Below are 21484 nucleotides of genomic sequence, written 5' to 3'. Positions count from 1 at the left end.
GGTCACGATGCGGGCGCGAAATCGTCTTCAGGGTCGTAGGCCCAGGTCGGCGCGACCTGCCGCAGGCGCGTCGACCGCCACTGCCACGTCGCCCAGAGCATCGGCCACAGCGCCGGTGCGGCGAGGCCTCCGATGACCAGGCGCTCGCGCCAGAGCGTGCGGGTGGGGTCACCGGGTGCGGGCGACACCGCCATCTGGTGGTCCCAGACGTCGAGCACTGAGAGGGGCCCGGTCAGCGGGATGCCGCTGTCGCGCAGGATCCGCACCGTCGACGCGTCCGTCGCGCCGGGCCGCCGCTCTTCGACCGCGCGGTCCGACACATGGATCAGCTGCCGGCCGACCGGCACGCCGAGAGCCGACAGCTGCACCGGTACGTCGGCGCCCGGCTCGAGCGAGGTCGGCATGCCCTCGGCGGCGAGAGGCGCGAGCCCCATGAGTGGTGCGTAGAGCTCCGCGAGTGCGCGGGGGGAGTGCAGGGCACGCCAGGCGGCGTCGGCGTCGCAGTCGAGCACGAGCTTCTGGAGGATGCGCATGAGCCCAGTCTGCCCCGTCGTAGGCTGATCGGATGCCGTCGCCCGCCGCATCCTCGCCGTTCGACCAGTCCCGGTATCAGGTTCGTTTCGACTGGGGGGTCGCCGGCCTTCGCCGGGTGGCGCCCGCCGATGTCGTCGTCGTGGTCGATGTGCTGCGCTTCTCGTCGACCGTCTCCGCCCGGGTGGCCGCGGGGGATACCGTCGCGCTGGATGAGGCCGCGCTTGCGGTCTCGCGCAACGGTGCGGCCATCGCCGGCGCGGCATCCGACTCGGTGGTTCTGCTCGGCTGCCTGCGCAACGCCGACGCCGTGGCCGCCGCCGTGCTCGCGGAGCAGCAGCGGCGCGGAGCCCGTACGAGCATCGCGGTGATCGCGGCCGGTGAGCTCGCCGGCCCGGAGGGCGAGACGGAGCTCCGGTTCGCGGTGGAGGATCTGCTCGGCGCGGGTGCCGTCGTCGACGCGCTCTCGCGGCTCGGGATCGACCACACCTCACCCGAGGCGGCTGCGGCGTGCGAGTCGTTCCGCGGGTTGGGCGGCGCGGTGCGTCACCTGCTGACGGCGAGCGGCTCGGGGCAAGAGCTGCTCGAGCGCGGGCTGCGCGACGACGCGCTCGCCGCCGCGCAGATCGGCGTCGACGAGGTCGCCCCGCTCCTCCGCGGCGGCGTCTTCACCGCCGCCTGACGCCAACTCCTCAGAATCCGCGGGTCTCGAGCCCGCAGCGGCCGGGTCCGACGGCTCGGCGACCGAGATTGAGGAGTTGGTGCAGCGGGTCAGCGCGGGGTCGCGGCGGCGCGACGGTCGGCCGAGGAGATCTCGCGGCGCACCCACCGGAAGAGGAAGCGCTCGTCGTACGACGACGCGCACATCCGGCACGACGCGGCGCGGGTCGGGCGCCGGTGACGGTAGGCCACGTGGCCGGCAGGGCAGTGGCCCACCCACGGTGCCAGCTCGACGGCCGTCTCGCCGCGATGGGTCGTGCCGCCGACGTACCCGAGCTCGCGGGCCGTGCGCAGCCAGTCGCGACCGTGGCCGGCGGCCGGTCCGGCGATCGCATGGGCGACTTCGTGCAACAGGGTCTGGTGGTTCTCGTCGTCGTCGAACCGCGCCGCGAGGTATCGCGAGACGCTGATGCACCGGCGCGTGTAGTCGCACTGGCCCGCGCGGCGCTTGGCGTTGTCGAACCGGAACGTCCACGAGTCGTCAAGATGCGCTGCGATCAGCGCCTCGGCCCAGACCCGGACCCGATCGAGATCACTCATACGGTCGACGCTACGCGCGGGGTGAGACAGCGGGACGCAGCGCTCAGCTGGCGACGATCGAACGCGAACGGCGCCGCTCGGCGGCATCGACGGCGAGCAGGGTCGACTCGAGCTGATCCTCTGGAGCGCCGCCCTCCTGGCGGAGGAAGAGCGCGCGCTTGAAGTCGGTGCGGGCGTCGGAGTACTCCTCGGCGTCGTACGACACCTTGCCGCGGTGCTGGTAGGCGAACGCGGCGAGCAGCGGCCAGTTCTGGCCCTCCGCCTCCTCCGCGCACGTCGTCAGCTCCTGAATCGCCGCGGCGAAGGCACCGCGGTTCTGCAGGATCGTCGCGTGCAGCACCCGGGCGCGCAGCAGATCCTTGCGGGTTCCGGCCATGCGGGCCACCCGCACTGCCTGCTCCGCGACGACGAGTGCCTCATCGAGCCGGTCGAGCACCTTCAGCAGCCAGACGCGCTCGAGAAGCGCGGGCAGGCTGCGCTGCTCGCCGATCTCGGCGAGGCGCTCTGCGCACTGATCCGGGTCGACGATCTCCCGCAGCGTGTCCGGGTCGTACCCGAGGATGTAGCCCACCGTCATCCACCTCCGCGATTCGAGAACGGTGGATCCCAGTCTCGTCCAAAGCGGTGCAAGCACCCGCCCGCCGCGCCGGTCAGCGTTCGAACACGGATGCCGACGGCTTCGGCGACGGGGTCGCGTCGGCGTCGGTCGCGACCCGCGCCCCGCGGGCGAACTCGTCGATCTCGGCGCCCTGCGCGACCTTGGCCGGGAACGGTCCGGCGGCCATCAGGCGCGGCAGCCACTCCGACGGCAGGGGCGAGGCCGATGCCGCGATCACGATGTTCCCGAATCGCCGTCCCTTCAGCAGCTGCACCTCGGCGAGCAGCAGCACCTCGGGGAGCACCTCGCGGACGGTGGCGACCTGTCGGCGGGCGAACGCGAGGCCGGCGCCGTCGGCGACGTTGACCAGGAGCACGCCTGTCGGGGCGAGCAGCCGCGCGAGCGAGCGGTAGTACTCCACCGTCGTCAGGTGAGCGGGCGTCTGCGCGCCCGCGAACACGTCGGAGACGACGAGGTCGGCGGCGCCGGTGAGGCCCGGGGGGAGCTTCTCGGCGACGGCGCGGGCATCGCCGATGCGTACGCGCACCTGCGCGCCCCGGGGGAGGGGAAGCGCCTCGCGCACGAGGTCGACGAGGGGCTGCTCGAGTTCGATCACCTGCTGACGCGATCCCGGCCGCGTGTGGGCGATGTACCGGGGGAGGGTCAGCGCGCCGGCGCCCAGATGGACGGCGGTGAGCGGCTGTCCCGGCATCCGCAGGCGGTCGATGACGGCCGCCATCCGGGCGATGTACTCGAAGTGCAGGTGCGTCGGATCGTCGAGGTCGACGTGCGACTGGGGGGTCCCGTCGACGTCGAGCTCGAAGCCGGACGTGAATGATGACGTCACGATGCGCGCGATCGTGCCGTCGGACAAGCGTGCCTGCGGACCGGACTCCTCGACGCGCGCTCGTGCCATTCCTCAACGCTATCGGCACGGGTCGGCATGCGCGCGAGCCGGTCTGCGCAGTCGAAACACGATCGAGACATCGATGTAATGACTTCGACCCTCCTGCCCGTATAGGTTCGGACCCAATTACCTCGGAGTGCGCCGCGGTGGGCCCGCTCCGGACCTCAGAAAGGGACACCCCCATGCTCTCCACTCCTCGCAAGCGCGCGCTCGCGGGACTGGCGGCGGTCGCCATCGGCGCCCTCGCCCTCTCGGCGTGCACCAGCCAGCGCGGAGGTGGCGGCGAGACGGATGCCGCGACCGACGTCGACGGCACCTTCGTCTTCGCCGCCTCCGCCGACCCCGCCAGCCTCGACCCGGCGTTCGCGCAGGACGGCGAGACCTTCCGCGTCTCCCGCCAGATCTTCGAAGGCCTCGTCGGCACCGAGCCCGGCACGGCCGACCCCGCGCCGCTGCTGGCCGAGAGCTGGGAGTCGTCCGACGACGGGCTGACGCACACCTTCCAGCTGAAGGAGGGCGTGACCTTCCACGACGGCACGCCCTTCAACGCCGAAGCGGTGTGCGCCAACTTCGACCGCTGGTACAACTGGACGGGCCTGGCGGCGAGCGAGGCGCTCTCGTACTACTACGGCAAGCTCTTCCGCGGCTACGTCGAGACCCCCGACACCGCCGTCTTCGAGTCGTGCAGCGCCGATTCCGACCTCGAGGCCACCATCCAGCTGAAGCAGCCCTTCGCCGGTTTCATCCCGGCGCTGTCGCTGCCCGCCTTCGCCATGCAGAGCCCCACGGCGCTCGAGGAGTACGGCGCCGACGAGATCGGCGGCACCGAAGAGGCCCCCTCGCTCTCGGAGTACGGCGCCGGGCACCCGACGGGCACCGGTCCGTACAAGTTCGACGAGTGGTCGCCGGGCGAGGAGCTCACGCTCTCGGCCTATGACGACTACTGGGGTGAGTCGGGCCAGGTGAACAAGATCATCTTCCGCGTCATCGACGACCCCACCGCCCGCCGCCAGGCCCTCGAGGCCGGATCGATCGACGGCTACGACCTCGTTGGCCCCGCCGACACCGCCGCGCTCGAAGAAGCCGGCTTCACGATGGTCTCGCGCCCGCCGTTCACGATCCTCTACCTCGCCTTCAACCAGGCGCAGCCCGAGCTGCAGGACGTGCGCGTCCGTGAGGCCCTGTCGCACGCGATCGACAAGGAGGCCCTGATCTCGCAGGTGCTCCCCGAGGGCACCGAGGTCGCGACGCAGTTCATGCCCGACACCGTCAACGGCTACAACCCCGACGTCACCACCTACGACTACGACCCCGAGAAGGCCAAGTCGCTCCTCGCCGAGGCCGGCTACACCGAGGCCAACCCGCTGACGCTGACCTTCAACTACCCGGTCAACGTCTCGCGCCCCTACATGCCGGACCCCGAGCAGATCGCGACGGTCATCTCGACGCAGCTGACCGACGTCGGCGTGCAGCTGACGCCGCAGACGGATGCCTGGAGCCCCGACTACCTCGACAAGATCACCGGCACCCCCGACCACGGCATCCACCTGCTGGGCTGGACGGGCGACTACAACGACACCGACAACTTCGTCGGCGTGTTCTTCGGTGCGCCCTCGGCCGAGTGGGGCTTCGACAACCCCGAGCTGTTCGCAGCGCTCAACTCCGCACGCGGCGTGCCGAACCTCGAGGAGCAGACCGCGCTCTACGAGCAGATCAACGAGCAGGTCGCCCAGTTCATCCCGGGCGTCCCGCTGGCCCACCCCGCCCCGACGCTCGCGTTCGATCCGCGCGTCGAGAGCTACCCGGCCAGTCCGGTCAACGACGAGGTGTTCACGGACATCGTCCTGACCGAGTGACGACGACCCGCTGATCCTCGCGGGGCGGGCCACCGCCTCGGGCGCGAGCCCGCCCCGCACTCCTCGACCGAAAGATTCCGCGTTGCTGCGAACCATCGGCCAACGGCTGCTTCTGCTGATCCCCACGCTCCTCGGGCTCAGCATCCTCCTCTTCCTCTGGGTCCGCGCCCTGCCCGGCGGCCCCGCCGTCGCCCTCCTCGGCGAGAAGGCGACCCCCGAGGCGATCGCCCGGATCAACGAGCTGTACGGCTTCAACCGGCCGATCCTCGAGCAGTACGCCACCTACATGGGGCGGTTGCTCACCGGCGACTTCGGGTCGTCGATCGAGACCGGGCGCCCCGTCGTCGAGGAGTTCCTCCGGCGCTTCCCGGCGACCGTCGAGCTCTCGATCGCCGCCCTGATCTTCGCCGTCGGCATCGGCATCCCGCTCGGGTACCTCGCCGCCCGCCACCACGGGAAGGTCAGCGATCACGTCGCTGTCGTGCTGAGCCTCGTCGGCGTCACGATCCCGGTGTTCTTCCTGGCGTTCATCCTCAAGTACGTCTTCGCCGTCCAGCTCGGCTGGCTGCCCTCGGACGGCCGCCAGGACCCGCGCATCGACGCGACCCACTACACGAACTTCTACGTGCTCGACGGTCTGCTCACCGGAGAGTTCGACGCCGCCTGGGATGCCGTCCTGCACCTCATCCTGCCGGCGCTCGCCCTCGGCACGATCCCGCTCGCGATCATCGTGCGCATCACCCGCGCCTCGGTGCTCGAGGTGCAGAATTCCGACTACGTGCGCACCGGCCGGGCCAAGGGCATCGCCCGCCGTACGCTCCGCGGCCGCTTCATCCTGCGCAACGCCATGCTGCCGGTCGCCACGACCGTCGGCCTGCAGGTCGGGCTGCTGCTGGCCGGGGCGATCCTGACCGAGACGGTGTTCGCGTTCCCCGGAATCGGCTCGTTCCTGGCCCGGGCCATCAGCGCCCGCGACTTCCCGGTGCTGCAGGGCTTCATCCTCTTCATCGCCGTCATCTACGCGCTCATCAACCTCATCGTCGATGTCTCGTACAGCCTGATCGATCCGAGAGTGAGGGTCTCATGAGCACCAACGCGCTCCCGCCCGCCCCCGGCGACGGACCCGCCACCGCCGTCGCCGAGCACGAGGTGCTCGAGGCCCGCACCGGCGGCGGGTTCTGGCACGACGTCTTCGCGCGCCTGCGCCGCAACCCGGTGGCCTGGATCGGCGCCGGCATCGTGCTGGTCTTCCTCCTCGTGGCGATCCTCGCACCCTGGCTCGCGCCCTACCCCGAGACGGCCCTCCCCGGCGCGCGCGAGGTCACCCCGACCCACATCCCCGGTCCCGGCGAGATCGCAGGCTTCCCGCTCGGCCTCGACCGCTTCGGCGGCGACGTGCTGTCGAAGCTCATCTGGGGTGCGCGGGCCTCGCTGCTCATCGGCGTCATCTCGACCGCGTTCGGTCTCGCCGGCGGCATGCTCCTGGGCCTGATCGCCGGCATGTTCGGGGGCTGGGTCGACACCGTCGTCATGCGGTTCGTCGACATCCTCCTGTCGGTCCCCAACCTGCTGCTCGCCGTCTCGATCGCGGCGATCCTCGGTCAGTCGCAGCTCGCGATCATGATCGCCATCGGAGCCTCGCAGGTGCCCATCTTCGCGCGCCTCCTGCGAGCGTCGATGCTGCAGCAGCGCAGTGCCGACTACATCCTGTCGGCGCAGACCCTCGGGCTCGGCCGCGGCAAGATCACGATGAGCCACGTGCTGCCCAACAGTCTCGGGCCCGTCATCGTCCAGGGGACGCTCACTCTCGCGACCGCCGTCATCGACGCCGCGGCGCTGTCGTTCCTCGGCCTCGGCGGCGGCGGAGCGGCGACCGCCGAGTGGGGCCGCATGCTCACCTACGCGCAGAACGAGCTCGCGATCGCCCCGTGGCTCGCGTTCCTCCCGGGCCTGTGCATCATGATCACCGCGCTCGGCTTCACGCTGCTCGGCGAATCGCTGCGCGAGGCCATGGACCCGCGCACCCGCGCCCGCTGACCCGGCCCGGGGTCGCGGCTCTGCGATACACCTGCAGGACCGGTGGGGCTGCTGTCGCCTCACCGGTCTTCGCTGGCTGCACCAGCCCCAGCGGTCCTACGGCTGTATCGCCGCCGGGCGCGACGGGGAGCCCTCGGGGTGGCAGGAGGCGCCGGGTCAGGAGGCGATGTCGAGCTCGTTGCCCGGGATAGAGGAGAGCAGCCGCCGCGTGTACGGGTCGCGCGGGTTGGTGAAGATCTCCTCGCTCGACGCCGCCTCGACGAGCGCTCCGTCCTTCATGACGCAGACGTAGTCCGAGATCAGGCGCACCACGGCCAGGTCGTGGGAGATGAAGAGGTAGCTCAGTCCGTACTCGCCCTGCAGGTCGCGCAGCAGCGTGAGGATCTGATCCTGCACGAGCACGTCGAGCGCAGACACCGGCTCGTCGCAGACGATCAGCTCGGGGTTCAGCGCGAGGGCACGCGCGATCGCGACGCGCTGACGCTGGCCGCCCGACAGCTCGGACGGGTAACGGCGCAGCATCGTCTGCGGCAGGGCGACGTCGTCGAGCAGCTTCCGCACGCGACCGGCGCGGTCCTTCGCGGTGCCGCGCTTGTAGAACTCCAGCGGCTCGGCGATGATCCGCTCGATCGTGAACATGGGGTTCAGCGACGAGTACGGGTCCTGGAAGATGGGCTGCACCCTCTGACGGAACTCGCGCAGCTGCGCACCCTTCAGCCCGGCGACATCCTGCCCCTCGAAGCGGATCGTCCCCGACGTCGGCTCGATCACCTTCAGCAGCATCCGGGCCGTCGTCGTCTTGCCCGATCCGGATTCGCCGACGATCGCGACCGTCTCGCCGCGCGGGATGGCGAGGGAGACGTCGCTCACGGCGGCGAAGTCGTCTTTGCGCCCGCGGATCTTGTACAGCTTCGTGAGGTTCTCGATCTCGACGATGTTGTCGCGCCGTGCCGCCGTCTCCGCAGGCGCGGCGGAGGCGGATGCCGCGCGGTCGGCCACCGCAGCCGGGGGCGGCGTCGCCCGGTAGGCCTCCGGGCGCAGGCGCACCGCCGCGACCGAGGGGGCCGCCTTGACCAGGGCCTGCGTGTAGGGCTGCTGCGGGTCCTCGAGGATCTGGCGGGCCGGACCTTGCTCGACGATCCGGCCGCGGTGCATGACGACGACGCGGGCGGCCCGCTCGGCGGCGAGGCCGAGGTCGTGGGTGATGAGCAGCACCGACGTGCCCAGCTCACCCGTCATCCGGCCGAGCTGATCGAGGATCGTCTTCTGCACCGTCACATCGAGGGCGCTCGTGGGCTCGTCGGCGATGAGCAGCCGCGGGTTGCACGCCAGCCCGATCGCGATGAGCGCGCGCTGCCGCATCCCGCCCGAGAACTCGTGCGGGTACTGCTTGGCGCGCTCGGCGGCATCCGGGAGGCCCGCGGCGGCGAGGGTCTCGACGACCTTGGCGTCGACGTCCTTCGAGGTGGCGAGGCCGTGCGCGAGCAGGGTCTCGGCGACCTGGGTGCCGATCTTCGACACGGGGTTGAGGTTCGACATGGGGTCCTGCGGCACGAGTCCGATCGACCCGCCGCGGATGCGGCGCAGCGTGCTCTCCGGTGCGCCTACGAGTTCTTCGCCGTCGAGGCGGATGCTGCCGCGCACGACGCGCCCGTTGCCGGGGAGGAGCCCGATCACGGCCATCGCCGTCGTCGACTTGCCCGAGCCCGATTCGCCGACGATCGCGACCGTCTCGCCCGCTGAGATCTCGAGGTCGACGCCTTCGACCGCGTGCACCGGGCCCTCGAGCGTGCGGAAGTCGACGGCCATGTCGCTCACCCGCAGCAGGGGAGTGGAGGAGTCTGCCATTGGCCCATCCTGCCTGCCCGCGGCGCCGAGCGCACCGTGTCGGGCCCACACGTTACATCGACGTAACGCCGGCCCGTCGTGTCGCGTCGTGTCTCGGACCGGGTGTCCTCGCGCCGTGGACAGGCTGAGCCGCCCCGGGGTGCCGTTCGCGGGGCTGGTGAAGGTGTTCAGCCTGTCGACGGCACAGCCGGGTACGGCGGCGCGGGCTAGCGTTGGTCCATGGACCTCAACGCAGACCTGGGCGAGACGGTCGAGGGTGTCGCAACGGCGGACGACGCCGCGATGTTCGCCCTCGTGTCGAGCGCGTCGATCGCCTGCGGCGGGCATGCCGGCGACGCGGCGTCGATGCGGACAGCCGTGGCCGGAGCGGCTGCCGCCCGCGTCGCGGTCGGGGCCCACCCCTCCTATCTCGACCGGGCCGGGTTCGGGCGGGTGCGGGTCGCCGTCGAGCCTGACGTGCTGCGGCCGCAGGTCGTCGCGCAACTGCGTGCGCTCGCCGCGGCGGGCGGCGACATCCGCTACGTCAAGCCGCACGGGGCGCTGTATCACGCCGCGACCGAGGATGCCGCGACCGCGCGAGCCGTCGCCGCTGCGGTGGCAGACCTGTCGGCCGAGCTCGGCCGGCCGGTCCCGGTGCTGGGTCTCGGTGGTGCGATCGCGTCGGCAGCGTCTGATGCCGGCCTGCCGTTCCACCGCGAGGCCTTCCTCGACCGCGGCTATCGCGCCGACGGCTCGCTGGTCCCGCGCGGGGCTCCCGGCGCCCTGCTCGACGACCCGGGCCTCGTCGCCGAGCGTGCCCTGCGCCTCGCGTCCGAGGGGGTCGTGGTCGCGGTCTCGGGCGAGACGGTGCACACCGACGCGACATCGCTCTGCGTGCACGGCGATTCCCCCGGTGCCGTCGCGATGGCTCGCGCGGTGCGGTCGGCGCTCGATGCCGCGGGGATCGAGGTGCGCTCGCCGTGGTGACCGTCAGGCCCGCTTCGCCGGCAGGATCGCGCAGACGGGGTCGCCGTGGGCGTGCCGAACCCGGGACGCCGGCATGAGGATGCTGCCGATGGGGCCCGACGCGGTGCTCGTCGAGGTCTCGGACCTGGCGGAGGTGATGGCGCTGCACGCGCGACTCACCGCTGCGCCGCCGGCGGGCGTCATCGACGTCGTGCCCGCGGCCGCGACGGTCCTCGTCCGCGTCGATCCCGTCGCGCTGTCCCTCGCCGCGGCCCGCACCTGGGTCTCGACCGCTGCGTCTTCAGCGGCGCCGCCGGCATCCGCCCCCGCGCCCGTGACGCTGCCGATCCGGTACGACGGCGACGACTTCGGCGACCTCGCTGCGGCGCTCGGCGTCAGTCCCGAGGCGCTCGCGGCCCGCCATGCCGCGACGGACTGGACGGTCGCCTTCACGGGCTTCGCCCCCGGGTTCGGTTATCTCGTCGGTGCGGGCTGGGATCTCGACATCCCGCGCCGGACCTCGCCGCGGACGAGGGTGCCGGCGGGGTCTGTCGGTCTGGCCGGGGCCTTCTCGGGCGCGTACCCCCGCGAGACCCCGGGAGGGTGGCAGCTCATCGGCACGACGGACGCGCCGCTGTTCGATCCGGATGCCGCCCAGCCCGCGCTCCTCGTTCCCGGTGGCGCGGTGCGATTCGATCCCGCGCGCGCCCGCGCCGTCGGGTCGGATGGCGCCCTGCCCGGTCGCACCGCGTCGCCGACTGCGGGGGAGCCGGGCGCCCGCTCGGAGCCTGTCACCGCTCCCGGCGGCATCCGCGTCATCTCGCCGGGCCCGCAGGCGACGATTCAGGATGCCGGCCGCTCGGGTCGTGCCGCCGAGGGCGTCGGCGCGGCGGGCGCGGCCGACCCCGCCGCCTGGGCGCTCGCCAACCGTCTCGTCGGCAATCGTGACGGGGCGGCCGCGATCGAGATCGCCGTGGGCGGTTTCCGGGCCGTGGCGGAACGCGATCTGACGGTGGTCGTGACGGGCGCGTGGGCGCGGGTCGAGATCGACGGCCGGACTGGTGACCCGTACGTCGTGCATGCGTGGCCCGCCGGGGCCGAGCTGCGCCTCGACGGATTCCTCGCGGGCACCCGCGCCTACCTGGCGGTGCGCGGCGGATGGGACATCGTCCCCGTTCTGGGCTCGCGGTCGACCGACACGCTCTCGGGGCTCGGCCCGCCGCCGCTTCGGCCGGGTGACGTCGTCGCCGCCGGACGCGAGACCGCCGGACCGGTCCCCGCGCTGCCGCTGCATCCGTGGGGTCTGCCGCCGACGGGCACGGATGCCGTTCCCCTCGACATCCCGTTCACGACCGGCCCGCGCGCGGACTGGCTCACCTCTTCGTCCCGCCGCCTGCTCGCCGAGGCGACCTGGGTCGTGTCGGCTGCGGCCGACCGGGTCGGCATCCGCCTGGAAGGGCCACGCCTCGAACGCGCGCGCGGCGAGGAACTGGCGAGCGAGGGGACGGTGCCGGGGGCGATCCAGGTTCCGCCGGCCGGCCAGCCCGTCGTGTTCGGAGTCGACGCGCCCGTGACGGGCGGGTACCCGGTCGTGGGTGTCGTGACACCGACGGGCCGGAGCCGGCTCGCGCAGGCCCGCCCCGGCGATCGCGTGCGGTTGCGTCCGACGGTTCGAGGTGCGGGTACCGCTCAGCGAGGCTGATTCGTCAAGGGGGAGAACTCCCCGTGTCAAGACCCCGTGCGGATGCGGCGGGTCCCCTAGCGTCGAAGCCATGACTCGCACCAAGACCACCACGTCCGCCGCGCTGCTCGTCTCCGCGGCTCTTCTCCTCGCCGGATGCGGCGGGCAGTCGGGCGACACCGCGGCGCCGGGGGACGCCGGCGCGTCGTCCGCCCCCTCGTCCTCGTCCTCGTCGTCGTCCGCTCCGGCCGCCAGCGCGCCCGATGTCGCGCCCGCGTCGGGCGAGATGATCACCGGAACGGGCTACAGCTTCTCTGTGCCCGAGGGCTGGGCGATCCCCGAGCAGCAGCTCCCCGGCATGGAGAAGGTCGACGTCTTCGTCGCCGATCTCTCCGACCCCTCGGCGACGTTCGCCGACAACGTCAACGTCGTGCTCTCGCCGGCGCCGCAGGCGATCTCCGCCGACGACGTCGAGAAGTACGGCGTCGAGGAGCTCGAGGGGCAGGCGGGCGCGACCGACGTCGCCGTCCAGGAGCGCACCTCGATCGCCGGCGGCGAGTCGGCCCACATCTCGGCATCCGTCACGCAGCAGGACGTCACCTACAACGTCGACCAGTTCTACCCGTCGCACGACGACCAGACCTACGTCGTGACCTTCTCGTTCAGCCCCGACGTCTCGGAGGCCGACCGCGCGGCGGTCTACGACGCGGTCCTCGCATCGTGGGCGTGGGCCTGATCCGCACGTCCGCAACGCGCCGTCCGCTCTCGCAGCGGGCGGCGCGTTGCCGTGTCAAGGGGAGTGCCGGCGCGACGGATTCGCCTAGCGTGTGATGCATGATGCGCTCCCGGATCGCTCCGATCGCCGCCGCGCTCATCTCGGCGGCGCTGCTGCTCGCGGCGTGCGACGCGCGGCCGGGCGGGATCGGCGGGGCCTCCGGGTCCTCCGCCCCCGGCTCGGCATCGGCGACTCCGACGCCCACCGCGACCTCGTCGAGCGACGCCGCCCCCGGCGAGACGGTACGAGGGACCGGATACAGCTTCGCCGTGCCGGCTGGCTGGGCGGTGCCCGCCGAGGACCCGACGGGCGGGCAGGTCGACGTATTCGTCTCGGAGTCCGCCGACGCCGACGGTCGGTACATCAGCGTGGTCGTCTCTCCCGGCGTCATCACGCCGGCCGATGTCGAGGCCGACGGGGCCGCGAGCCTCGAGGCGGTCGGGGCCACCGACGTCTCGCTGGAGGATCGTGTCGACATCGCGGGCAGCGAGTCGGCCCACCTCGTGGCGACGCTCGCGCAGGACGGCGCGGAGACGCTGATCGACCAGTACTACGCGACGCAGGACGAGCAGACCTTCGTCATCACCATCGCGTCTCCGGCCGACACCACCGACGACGATCGACGTCGCCTCGCGGACACGGTGCTCTCGAGCTGGGCCTGGGAGTGACCCACGACCTCGGGTGGCGCGCATTTATACCGCAGCATCCGGGGGTCGTCAAGGATTGCGCTGGACATGGCGCGTCGCGACGCCTATAGTTGGTAGTTGCGCTCCCGTCCCCCTTGCCCTCATATGGTGGTCGGCTTGTGCTCTGCGCGATTCCGCCCCGTCCGACGGCGTGAGACGCGAGAGCTCGGACCGGGAGCACTCCACCTGACGACAAGGAACCGGCCCCACCCGGGCCACGGAGGTAATCCCCTTGGCTGCTGCGAGCAACGCATCCACCACCACCCCCAAGAACGGCCGCGGCGCTTCCCGCCTCTCGTTCGCGAAGATCTCCGACAAGCTGACGGTCCCCGACCTGCTGGCGCTGCAGACGGAGTCTTTCGACTGGCTCGTCGGCAACGACGCCTGGAAGGCCCGCCTCGCCGAGGCGCAGGCCGCCGGCCGCACCGACGTCGCCCTCCAGAGCGGCCTCGAGGAGATCTTCGAGGAGATCTCGCCCATCGAGGACCTCGGCGAGACGATGCAGCTCTCGTTCACCAACCCGTACCTCGAGCCCGAGAAGTACTCCATCGAGGAGTGCAAGGAGCGCGGCAAGACCTACGCGGCCCCGCTCTACGTCGAGGCCGAGTTCATGAACCACCTCACCGGTGAGATCAAGACCCAGACGGTCTTCATGGGCGACTTCCCGCTCCAGACCGGCAAGGGCACCTTCATCATCAACGGCACCGAGCGCGTCGTCGTGTCGCAGCTCGTCCGTTCGCCCGGTGTCTACTTCGACAAGACGCCCGACAAGACCTCCGACAAGGACATCGTCTCGGCGCGCGTCATCCCCTCGCGCGGCGCATGGCTCGAGTTCGAGATCGACAAGCGCGACCAGGTCGGCGTCCGCATCGACCGCAAGCGCAAGCAGTCGGTCACCGTCTTCCTCAAGGCCCTGGGCCTGACCAGCGAAGACATCATGGCGGAGTTCGCCGGGTACGACTCGATCGAGGAGACCCTCGCGAAGGACACGATCCTCACCAAGGAGGACGCGCTCCGCGACATCTACCGCAAGCTGCGCCCGGGCGAGCAGGTCGCCGCCGAGGCAGCGCGCGCGCTCCTCGACAACTTCTACTTCAACGCCAAGCGCTACGACCTCGCCAAGGTCGGCCGGTACAAGATCAACCAGAAGCTGGGTCTCGACACCCCGATCGAGGAGTCGGTGCTCACCGTCGCCGACATCGTCGCGACCATCAAGTACCTGGTCCGTCTGCACCGCGGCGACGCCACGTTCGACGGCATCCGCGACGGCAAGCCCGCCGAGATCCGCCTCGACACCGACGACATCGACAACTTCGGCAACCGTCGTATCCGCGCCGTCGGCGAGCTCATCCAGAACCAGGTCCGCACCGGTCTCTCGCGCATGGAGCGCGTCGTCCGCGAGCGCATGACCACGCAGGACATCGAGGCCATCACGCCGCAGACCCTGATCAACGTGCGCCCCGTCGTCGCCGCGATCAAGGAGTTCTTCGGAACCTCACAGCTGTCGCAGTTCATGGACCAGAACAACCCGCTCGCGGGTCTGACCCACAAGCGCCGCCTGTCGGCGCTGGGCCCCGGTGGTCTGTCGCGTGAGCGCGCCGGCGTCGAGGTCCGCGACGTCCACCCCTCGCACTACGGCCGCATGTGCCCGATCGAGACGCCGGAAGGCCCGAACATCGGTCTGATCGGCTCGCTCGCCTCGTTCGCGCGCATCAACGCGTTCGGCTTCATCGAGACCCCGTACCGTCGTGTCGTCGACGGCAAGGTCACCGACGAGATCGACTACCTCACCGCCAGCGAGGAGAACGACTACGTCGTCGCGCAGGCCGGTGTCGAGCTCAACAAGGACGGCTCGTTCGTGGCCGACCGCGTCCTCGCCCGCCGCGGTAAGGGCGGCGAGGTCGACCTCTTCCCGAACGAGGAGATCGGCTACATGGACGTCTCGCCGCGCCAGATGGTGTCGGTGGCGACCTCGCTCATCCCCTTCCTCGAGCACGACGACGCGAACCGCGCCCTCATGGGTGCGAACATGCAGCGTCAGGCCGTGCCGCTGCTGCGCAGCGACTCGCCGCTGGTCGGAACCGGTATGGAGGGCTACGCCGCGATCGACGCCGGTGACGTCATCACCGCGCAGAAGGCGGGTGTCGTCTCCGAGGTCTCGGCCGACGTCGTCACCGTGCAGCTCGACGAGGGCGGCACGCAGGACTACTTCCTCCGCAAGTTCGACCGCTCGAACCAGGGCACGTCGTACAACCAGCGCGTCGTGGTCTCGGCCGGTGAGCGCGTCGAGGTCGGCGAGGTCATCGCCGACGGCCCCGCGACCGAGAACGGCGAGCTCGCGCTCGGCAAGAACCTCCTCGTCGCGTTCATGACGTGGGAGGGCCACAACTTCGAGGACGCGATCATCCTCAGCCAGGAGCTCGTGAAGAACGACACGCTCTCCTCGATCCACATCGAGGAGTACGAGGTCGACGCCCGCGACACCAAGCTCGGCAAGGAGGAGATCACCCGTGACCTCCCCAACGTCGCGCCCGACCTGCTGAAGGACCTCGACGAGCGCGGCATCATCCGCATCGGCGCCGAGGTGCGTCCCGGCGACATCCTCGTCGGCAAGGTCACGCCCAAGGGTGAGACCGAGCTGTCGGCCGAGGAGCGTCTGCTCCGCGCGATCTTCAACGAGAAGAGCCGCGAGGTCCGCGACACGTCGCTGAAGGTCCCCCACGGTGAGCAGGGCACCATCATCGCCGTCAAGGAGTTCAACGCCGAGGACGGCGACGACGAGCTCGGCTCGGGCGTCAACCGCCGCGTCGTGGTCTACATCGCCCAGAAGCGCAAGATCACCGAGGGCGACAAGCTCGCAGGCCGCCACGGCAACAAGGGTGTCATCGCGAAGATCCTCCCCGTCGAGGACATGCCCTTCCTCGCCGACGGCACGCCGGTCGACGTCGTGCTCAACCCGCTCGGCATCCCGGGTCGAATGAACTTCGGCCAGGTCCTCGAGCTGCACCTCGGCTGGATCGCCGCGCAGGGCTGGAAGGTCGAGGGCAACCCCGAGTGGGCCGAGCGCCTGCCCGAGATCGCTCGCGAGGCCGCTCCCGGCACGAAGGTCGCCACCCCGGTGTTCGACGGCGCGTTCGAGTCCGAGATCGCAGGGCTCCTCGACTCGACGAACCTCACCCGCGACGGTGAGCGTCTCATCGACTCCTCGGGCAAGACGAAGCTGTTCGACGGTCGCTCCGGCGAGCCGTTCCCGGCTCCGATCTCGGTCGGCTACATGTACATCCTGAAGCTCCACCACCTCGTCGATGACAAGATCCACGCGCGTTCGACGGGCCCGTACTCGATGATCACCCAGCAGCCGCTCGGTGGTAAGGCGCAGTTCGGTGGCCAGCGCTTCGGTGAGATGGAGGTGTGGGCCCTCGAGGCCTACGGCGCCGCGTACGCCCTCCAGGAGCTCCTGACGATCAAGTCCGACGACATCGTCGGTCGCGTGAAGGTCTACGAGGCCATCGTCAAGGGCGAGAACATCCAGGAGCCCGGCATCCCCGAGTCGTTCAAGGTGCTCATGAAGGAGATGCAGTCGCTCTGCCTGAACGTCGAGGTCCTCTCGGCCGACGGCACCGAGGTCAACCTCCGCGACACCGATGACGAAGCCTTCCGCGCAGCGGAGGAGCTCGGCATCAACATCTCCAGCCGCTTCGAGTCCTCGTCGATCGACGAGATCTGAACCGGCCAGGCAACGAACAGAATTCCGACACAGGAGAATCAGTGCTCGAGTCACACACCTTCGATCAGCTTCGCATCGGCCTGGCCACTGCTGACGACATCCGTCGTTGGTCCTTCGGCGAGGTCAAGAAGCCCGAAACCATCAACTACCGCACGCTCAAGCCCGAGAAGGACGGCCTCTTCGGCGAGCAGATCTTCGGCCCCTCCCGCGACTGGGAGTGCGCCTGCGGAAAGTACAAGCGCGTCCGCTTCAAGGGCATCGTCTGCGAGCGCTGCGGCGTCGAGGTCACCAAGTCCTCGGTCCGTCGTGAGCGCATGGGCCACATCGAGCTCGCCGCTCCCGTGACCCACATCTGGTACTTCAAGGGCGTGCCCTCGCGCCTCGGGTACCTGCTCGACATGGCGCCGAAGGACCTCGAGAAGGTCATCTACTTCGCCGCGTACATGGTCATCTCGGTCGATGAGGATGCGCGCCACCGCGACCTCCCCACGCACGAGAACAACCTCCGCCTCGAGATCAAGAACCTCGGTGACCGCCGTGACGCCCGCGTGGCGACGCGTCTGGCCAAGCTGGAGGAGGAGCTCGCGACCCTCGAGGCCGACGGCGCCAAGGCCGACCAGAAGAAGAAGGCCAAGGACTCCGCCGAGAAGGACATGGCGACGGTCCGCAAGAACTTCGACGAGCAGATCTCGCGCCTCGAGCGGGTGTGGGAGGAGTTCCGCTCCCTCGAGGTCGGCCAGCTCAAGCAGGAGGACGACGTCTTCCACGAGCTGCAGGACCGCTTCGGCCAGTACTTCGAGGCCTACATGGGCGCCGAGGGCATCCAGCGTCGCCTCGCGGCGTTCGACCTGGCCGCCGAGGCCGACTCGCTGCACCTGCAGATCTCCGAGGGCAAGGGCCAGCGCAAGATCCGTGCGATCAAGCGCCTCAAGGTCGTCAACTCGTTCCTGCAGACCGGCATGTCGCCGGCCTCGATGGTGCTCGACGTCGTCCCGGTGATCCCGCCGGAGCTGCGTCCGATGGTTCAGCTCGACGGTGGCCGCTTCGCGACCTCCGACCTCAACGACCTGTACCGCCGCGTGATCAACCGCAACAACCGTCTGCGTCGTCTGATCGACCTCGGGGCTCCCGAGATCATCGTCAACAACGAGAAGCGGATGCTGCAGGAGGCCGTCGACGCGCTCTTCGACAACGGCCGCCGTGGTCGCCCCGTCACCGGAACCGGCAACCGTGCGCTGAAGTCGCTGTCCGACATGCTCAAGGGCAAGCAGGGACGTTTCCGTCAGAACCTGCTCGGAAAGCGCGTCGACTACTCGGGTCGTTCGGTCATCATCGTCGGACCCCAGCTGAAGCTGCACCAGTGCGGTCTGCCCAAGCAGATGGCCCTCGAGCTCTTCAAGCCGTTCGTCATCAAGCGCCTGATCGACCTCGGTCACTCGCAGAACATCAAGGCGGCCAAGCGTGCCGTCGAGCGCACGCGTCCCGAGGTCTGGGACGTGCTCGAGGAGATCATCCGCGAGCGTCCCGTGCTGCTCAACCGTGCACCCACCCTGCACCGCCTGGGCATCCAGGCCTTCGAGCCCCAGCTCGTCGAGGGCAAGGCGATCCAGCTGCACCCGCTCGTCTGCGCCGCGTTCAACGCGGACTTCGACGGTGACCAGATGGCCGTCCACCTGCCGCTCTCGGTCGAGGCGCAGGCCGAGGCCCGCATCCTGATGCTCGCGTCGAACAACATCCTCAAGCCCTCGGACGGCCGTCCGGTCACCCTGCCCTCGCAGGACATGATCATCGGTCTGCACCACCTGACCACGGTCATCGAGGGTGCCAAGGGCGAGGGCCGCGTGTTCGGCTCGGTCGGCGAGGCGATCCTGGCGAAGGACGAGGGCACCCTCGACCTGCAGGCCAAGGTCCGCATCCGCATCCCGGGTCTCGCGTTCCTCGAGGGCGACGCCCCCGAGGGCTACGAGCGCCACGGTCTGGTCGACGCGTCGCTCGGACAGGCGATCTTCAACGACACCCTGCCCAAGGGCTACCCGTTCGTCCGCGAGCAGGCCGACAAGGGCAAGCTGTCGCAGATCGTCAACAAGCTGGCCGAGGAGTACCCCAAGACCGAGGTCGCGGCATCCCTCGACCGGATCAAGGACGCCGGCTTCCACTGGGCGACCCGCTCGGGCGTCACGGTGGCGCTCAGCGACGTCCTGACGCCGCCGAACAAGGCCGAGATCATCTCGAAGTACGAGAAGCTCGCCTCGAAGGTCCAGGGCCAGTTCGAGAAGGGTCTCGTGACCGACGCCGAGCGTCGTCAGGAGCAGATCAAGATCTGGACCGAGGCGACCGACGAGGTCCAGGCCGCCATGAAGGCGAACTTCCCCGCCGAGAACACCATCAACCGCATGGTCTCGTCGGGCGCCCGTGGTAACTGGCTGCAGATCCGTAACATCGCCGGTATCCGAGGCCTGGTCAACAACACCAAGGGTGAGATCATGCCGCGTCCGATCATCTCCTCGTACCGCGAGGGGCTGTCGGTGGCGGAGTACTTCACCGCGACGCACGGTGCCCGTAAGGGTCTGGCCGACACCGCTCTGCGTACCGCCGACTCGGGTTACCTGACCCGTCGTCTGGTGGACGTCTCGCAGGACGTCATCATCCGCGAGGACGACTGCGGCACGTCGAAGGGCCTCGAGCTCCCGATCGCCGCACCCGGTGCCGACGGCGCCCTCATCAAGGACGCCAACGTCGAGAACTCGGTGTTCGCCCGTACCCTCGCCGCAGACGCCGTCTCGCCCTCGGGCGAGGTGCTGGCCGCGGCCGGTGACGACGTGGGCGACGTGCTGATCAACAAGCTCGTCGAGGGCGGGGTGACCTCCATCAAGGTGCGCTCGGTCCTGACCTGCGACTCGGCCGTGGGTGTCTGCGCGAAGTGCTACGGCCGTTCGCTGGCCACCGGCAAGATCGTCGACATCGGCGAGGCGGTCGGCATCATCGCCGCCCAGTCGATCGGTGAGCCCGGTACCCAGCTGACGATGCGTACCTTCCACACCGGTGGTTCGGCCTCGGCCGACGACATCACGCAGGGTCTGCCCCGCGTGCAGGAGCTCTTCGAGGCCCGTACCCCCAAGGGTGCGTCGCCGATCGCGGAGGCCAGCGGCCGCATCACGATCGACGAGACCGAGAAGGCCAAGAAGGTCATCATCACGCCCGACAACGGCGACGAGCCCTTCGTCTACCCGGTGCTGAAGCGTGCGACGCTCCTCGTCGAGGACGGGCAGCACGTCGAGGTCGGCGACCCGCTGCAGGTGGGCACGCTCGACCCGAAGGACATCATGCGCGTGCAGGGTGCCCGCGAGGTGCAGAAGTACCTCGTCGGCGGCGTGCAGGGCGTCTACCGCTCGCAGGGTGTGCCGATCCACGACAAGCACATCGAGGTCATCGTCCGTCAGATGCTGCGGAAGGTCACCGTGGTCGACCACGCCGACACGACGCTGCTCCCGGGTGAGCTGGTGGACTTCAAGAAGTACCAGCAGATCAACCGCGAGGCCGTGGCCGAGGGCAAGCGTCCCGCGTCGGGCCGCCCCGAGCTGATGGGTATCACGAAGGCGTCGCTCGCGACCGAATCGTGGCTGTCGGCCGCGTCGTTCCAGGAGACCACCCGCGTCCTCACGCAGGCGGCCATGGAGGGCAAGAGCGACCCGCTCGTCGGCCTCAAGGAGAACGTCATCATCGGAAAGCTCATCCCCGCCGGAACGGGCCTTGCGAAGTACCGCAATGTGGCCGTCGAGGCGACGGAGGAGGCGAAGAGCGAGCGGTACCCCAACCGCATCTTCGCGTCGGACGGTGCGTACAGCGACGCCGACCTGAGCTACGTCGACTTCGACAGCTTCTCCACCGACGGCGACTTCACCAGCTACAACTGATCGATCGCTGATCTCGCGAAGGGCCCCGGGCATGTCCCGGGGCCCTTCGTCGTGTCGGTGGGCGAGAGCGCTGCCCGCCGGATTAGCGTGGAGACGTGGCACGGATCGGTGGTCGGAATGTCGTCTTCGCGTGGATCGTCGGGGTCCTCTGCGCGGGCGTCATTGGGGTGCTGGCAGTGCTGACCGTGCCGCTCGTGTCGACGGGCATGGGACTGCTCGGCGGCAGCGGAGCGGGCGCCGGCGGTGAGGCCGCTGCGGCGGACGGCCCGCAGGAGTGTCGGGATCTGTACCCCGAGGCGCTCTGGGTGACCCTCCAGTACGCCCCCGGCGCGAAGCTCGAGCAGTCGCAGGACGCCCCCGTGTCGACCGCCGTGGCCCTCGTCGAGGCGCTCGCGCCCGAGGTGCGCTTCACCTGCAGCTGGACCTCCGACGCGGGGTCGATCTCGACCACGGTCGGAGCGGTGGGGACGGATGCCGGTTCGATCGCGGCATCCGCGCTGCCCGCTCAGGGCTTCACGTGCGACGAGCGCGGCGCGCGCACGCTCTGCTCGCGCACCGCCGGCGACCTCGTCGAGACGATCGAGGCAGGGGGAGGGCGCTGGGTGTCGACGTCGCAGTCGGCGTGGCATCCCGAGCAGTACGCCAGCCGGGTCGGAAACGCGGTCTTCACGTCGGGCGATTGACCTCGTTGCGCGCCCGGTCGCCCCGGGTCGTGCGAC

16 protein-coding genes are annotated in these 21484 nt (G+C 70.2%); 11 read left to right on the top strand and 5 right to left on the bottom strand.

Features of this window, described 5'->3' with window-relative positions; translation table 11 throughout:
* Nucleotides 1-2 precede the first annotated feature (2 nt).
* On the bottom strand, nt 3-533 hold the full coding sequence (locus tag ACI2K6_RS14910) for a hypothetical protein (protein WP_404568932.1): 531 nt from the start codon (nt 531-533) through the stop codon (nt 3-5).
* Between the two features lie 32 nt (nt 534-565).
* On the opposite strand from ACI2K6_RS14910, the gene ACI2K6_RS14905 reads away from it, so the two are divergent.
* On the top strand, nt 566-1213 hold the full coding sequence (locus ACI2K6_RS14905; protein WP_282501566.1) for a 2-phosphosulfolactate phosphatase: 648 nt from the start codon (nt 566-568) through the stop codon (nt 1211-1213).
* Nucleotides 1214-1302: 89 nt separating this feature from the next.
* Here the strand turns inward: ACI2K6_RS14905 and ACI2K6_RS14900 are convergent, their stop codons facing one another.
* The 3 genes from ACI2K6_RS14900 to ACI2K6_RS14890 form a co-directional block, all read right to left on the bottom strand.
* Nucleotides 1303-1791 (bottom strand): SprT-like domain-containing protein, encoded by a 489-nt coding sequence (locus tag ACI2K6_RS14900; protein WP_269268174.1) that lies wholly within the window; start codon nt 1789-1791, stop codon nt 1303-1305.
* 43 nt (nt 1792-1834) lie between these two features.
* Nucleotides 1835-2362 carry a hypothetical protein gene (locus tag ACI2K6_RS14895; protein WP_112617925.1) on the bottom strand — a complete coding sequence of 176 codons (528 nt, stop codon included), beginning with the start codon at nt 2360-2362 and terminating at the stop codon, nt 1835-1837.
* Between the two features lie 79 nt (nt 2363-2441).
* Complete coding sequence (locus ACI2K6_RS14890) at nt 2442-3305, bottom strand: spermidine synthase (RefSeq protein WP_114588825.1); 864 nt, start codon at nt 3303-3305, stop codon at nt 2442-2444.
* 173 nt (nt 3306-3478) lie between these two features.
* On the opposite strand from ACI2K6_RS14890, the gene ACI2K6_RS14885 reads away from it, so the two are divergent.
* The 3 genes from ACI2K6_RS14885 (at nt 3479) to ACI2K6_RS14875 (ending at nt 7189) form a co-directional block, all read left to right on the top strand.
* Complete coding sequence (locus tag ACI2K6_RS14885; RefSeq protein WP_112617772.1) at nt 3479-5152, top strand: ABC transporter substrate-binding protein; 1674 nt, start codon at nt 3479-3481, stop codon at nt 5150-5152.
* 82 nt (nt 5153-5234) lie between these two features.
* Complete coding sequence (locus ACI2K6_RS14880; RefSeq protein WP_112617773.1) at nt 5235-6239, top strand: ABC transporter permease; 1005 nt, start codon at nt 5235-5237, stop codon at nt 6237-6239.
* Nucleotides 6236-7189, top strand: coding sequence for an ABC transporter permease (locus ACI2K6_RS14875; RefSeq protein WP_112617774.1), 954 nt, complete (start codon nt 6236-6238; stop codon nt 7187-7189). The genes ACI2K6_RS14880 and ACI2K6_RS14875 overlap by 4 nt, the downstream gene beginning before the upstream one ends.
* A gap of 156 nt (nt 7190-7345) precedes the next feature.
* Here the strand turns inward: ACI2K6_RS14875 and ACI2K6_RS14870 are convergent, their stop codons facing one another.
* Complete coding sequence (locus tag ACI2K6_RS14870; protein WP_282501564.1) at nt 7346-9037, bottom strand: ABC transporter ATP-binding protein; 1692 nt, start codon at nt 9035-9037, stop codon at nt 7346-7348.
* A 219-nt stretch (nt 9038-9256) separates the two neighbouring features.
* Here ACI2K6_RS14870 and pxpA point away from each other — a divergent pair, with 219 nt between their 5' ends.
* The 7 genes from pxpA to ACI2K6_RS14835 all read left to right on the top strand — a co-directional run bounded on the left by pxpA (nt 9257) and on the right by ACI2K6_RS14835 (nt 21448).
* A complete protein-coding gene (gene pxpA, locus ACI2K6_RS14865) occupies nt 9257-10003 on the top strand; it encodes a 5-oxoprolinase subunit PxpA (protein WP_282501563.1) in 747 nt (248 codons plus the stop codon).
* A 73-nt stretch (nt 10004-10076) separates the two neighbouring features.
* Entirely contained in the window at nt 10077-11684 is a 1608-nt protein-coding gene (locus ACI2K6_RS14860) for a carboxyltransferase domain-containing protein (RefSeq protein ID WP_404568931.1), read from the top strand.
* A 70-nt stretch (nt 11685-11754) separates the two neighbouring features.
* The gene (locus ACI2K6_RS14855) at nt 11755-12399 is read left to right on the top strand and encodes a hypothetical protein (RefSeq protein ID WP_404568930.1); all 645 of its coding nucleotides are present in this window, start codon (nt 11755-11757) and stop codon (nt 12397-12399) included.
* A 98-nt stretch (nt 12400-12497) separates the two neighbouring features.
* On the top strand, nt 12498-13106 hold the full coding sequence (locus ACI2K6_RS14850) for a hypothetical protein (protein ID WP_404568929.1): 609 nt from the start codon (nt 12498-12500) through the stop codon (nt 13104-13106).
* Between the two features lie 250 nt (nt 13107-13356).
* Nucleotides 13357-16851, top strand: coding sequence for a DNA-directed RNA polymerase subunit beta (locus ACI2K6_RS14845; RefSeq protein ID WP_112617780.1), 3495 nt, complete (start codon nt 13357-13359; stop codon nt 16849-16851).
* Nucleotides 16852-16892: 41 nt separating this feature from the next.
* Entirely contained in the window at nt 16893-20765 is a 3873-nt protein-coding gene (locus ACI2K6_RS14840; protein ID WP_112617781.1) for a DNA-directed RNA polymerase subunit beta', read from the top strand.
* 95 nt (nt 20766-20860) lie between these two features.
* Nucleotides 20861-21448 carry a hypothetical protein gene (locus tag ACI2K6_RS14835; protein ID WP_112617782.1) on the top strand — a complete coding sequence of 196 codons (588 nt, stop codon included), beginning with the start codon at nt 20861-20863 and terminating at the stop codon, nt 21446-21448.
* Nucleotides 21449-21484: the final 36 nt, after the last annotated feature.

The sequence above is a fragment of the Microbacterium sp. NPDC006705 genome, from assembly GCF_044903545.1.
Taxonomy (GTDB): domain Bacteria; phylum Actinomycetota; class Actinomycetes; order Actinomycetales; family Microbacteriaceae; genus Microbacterium; species Microbacterium plantarum.
The sequence above is the reverse complement of the archived record's forward strand: the minus strand, read 5'-3'. Positions and strand labels throughout refer to the sequence as shown.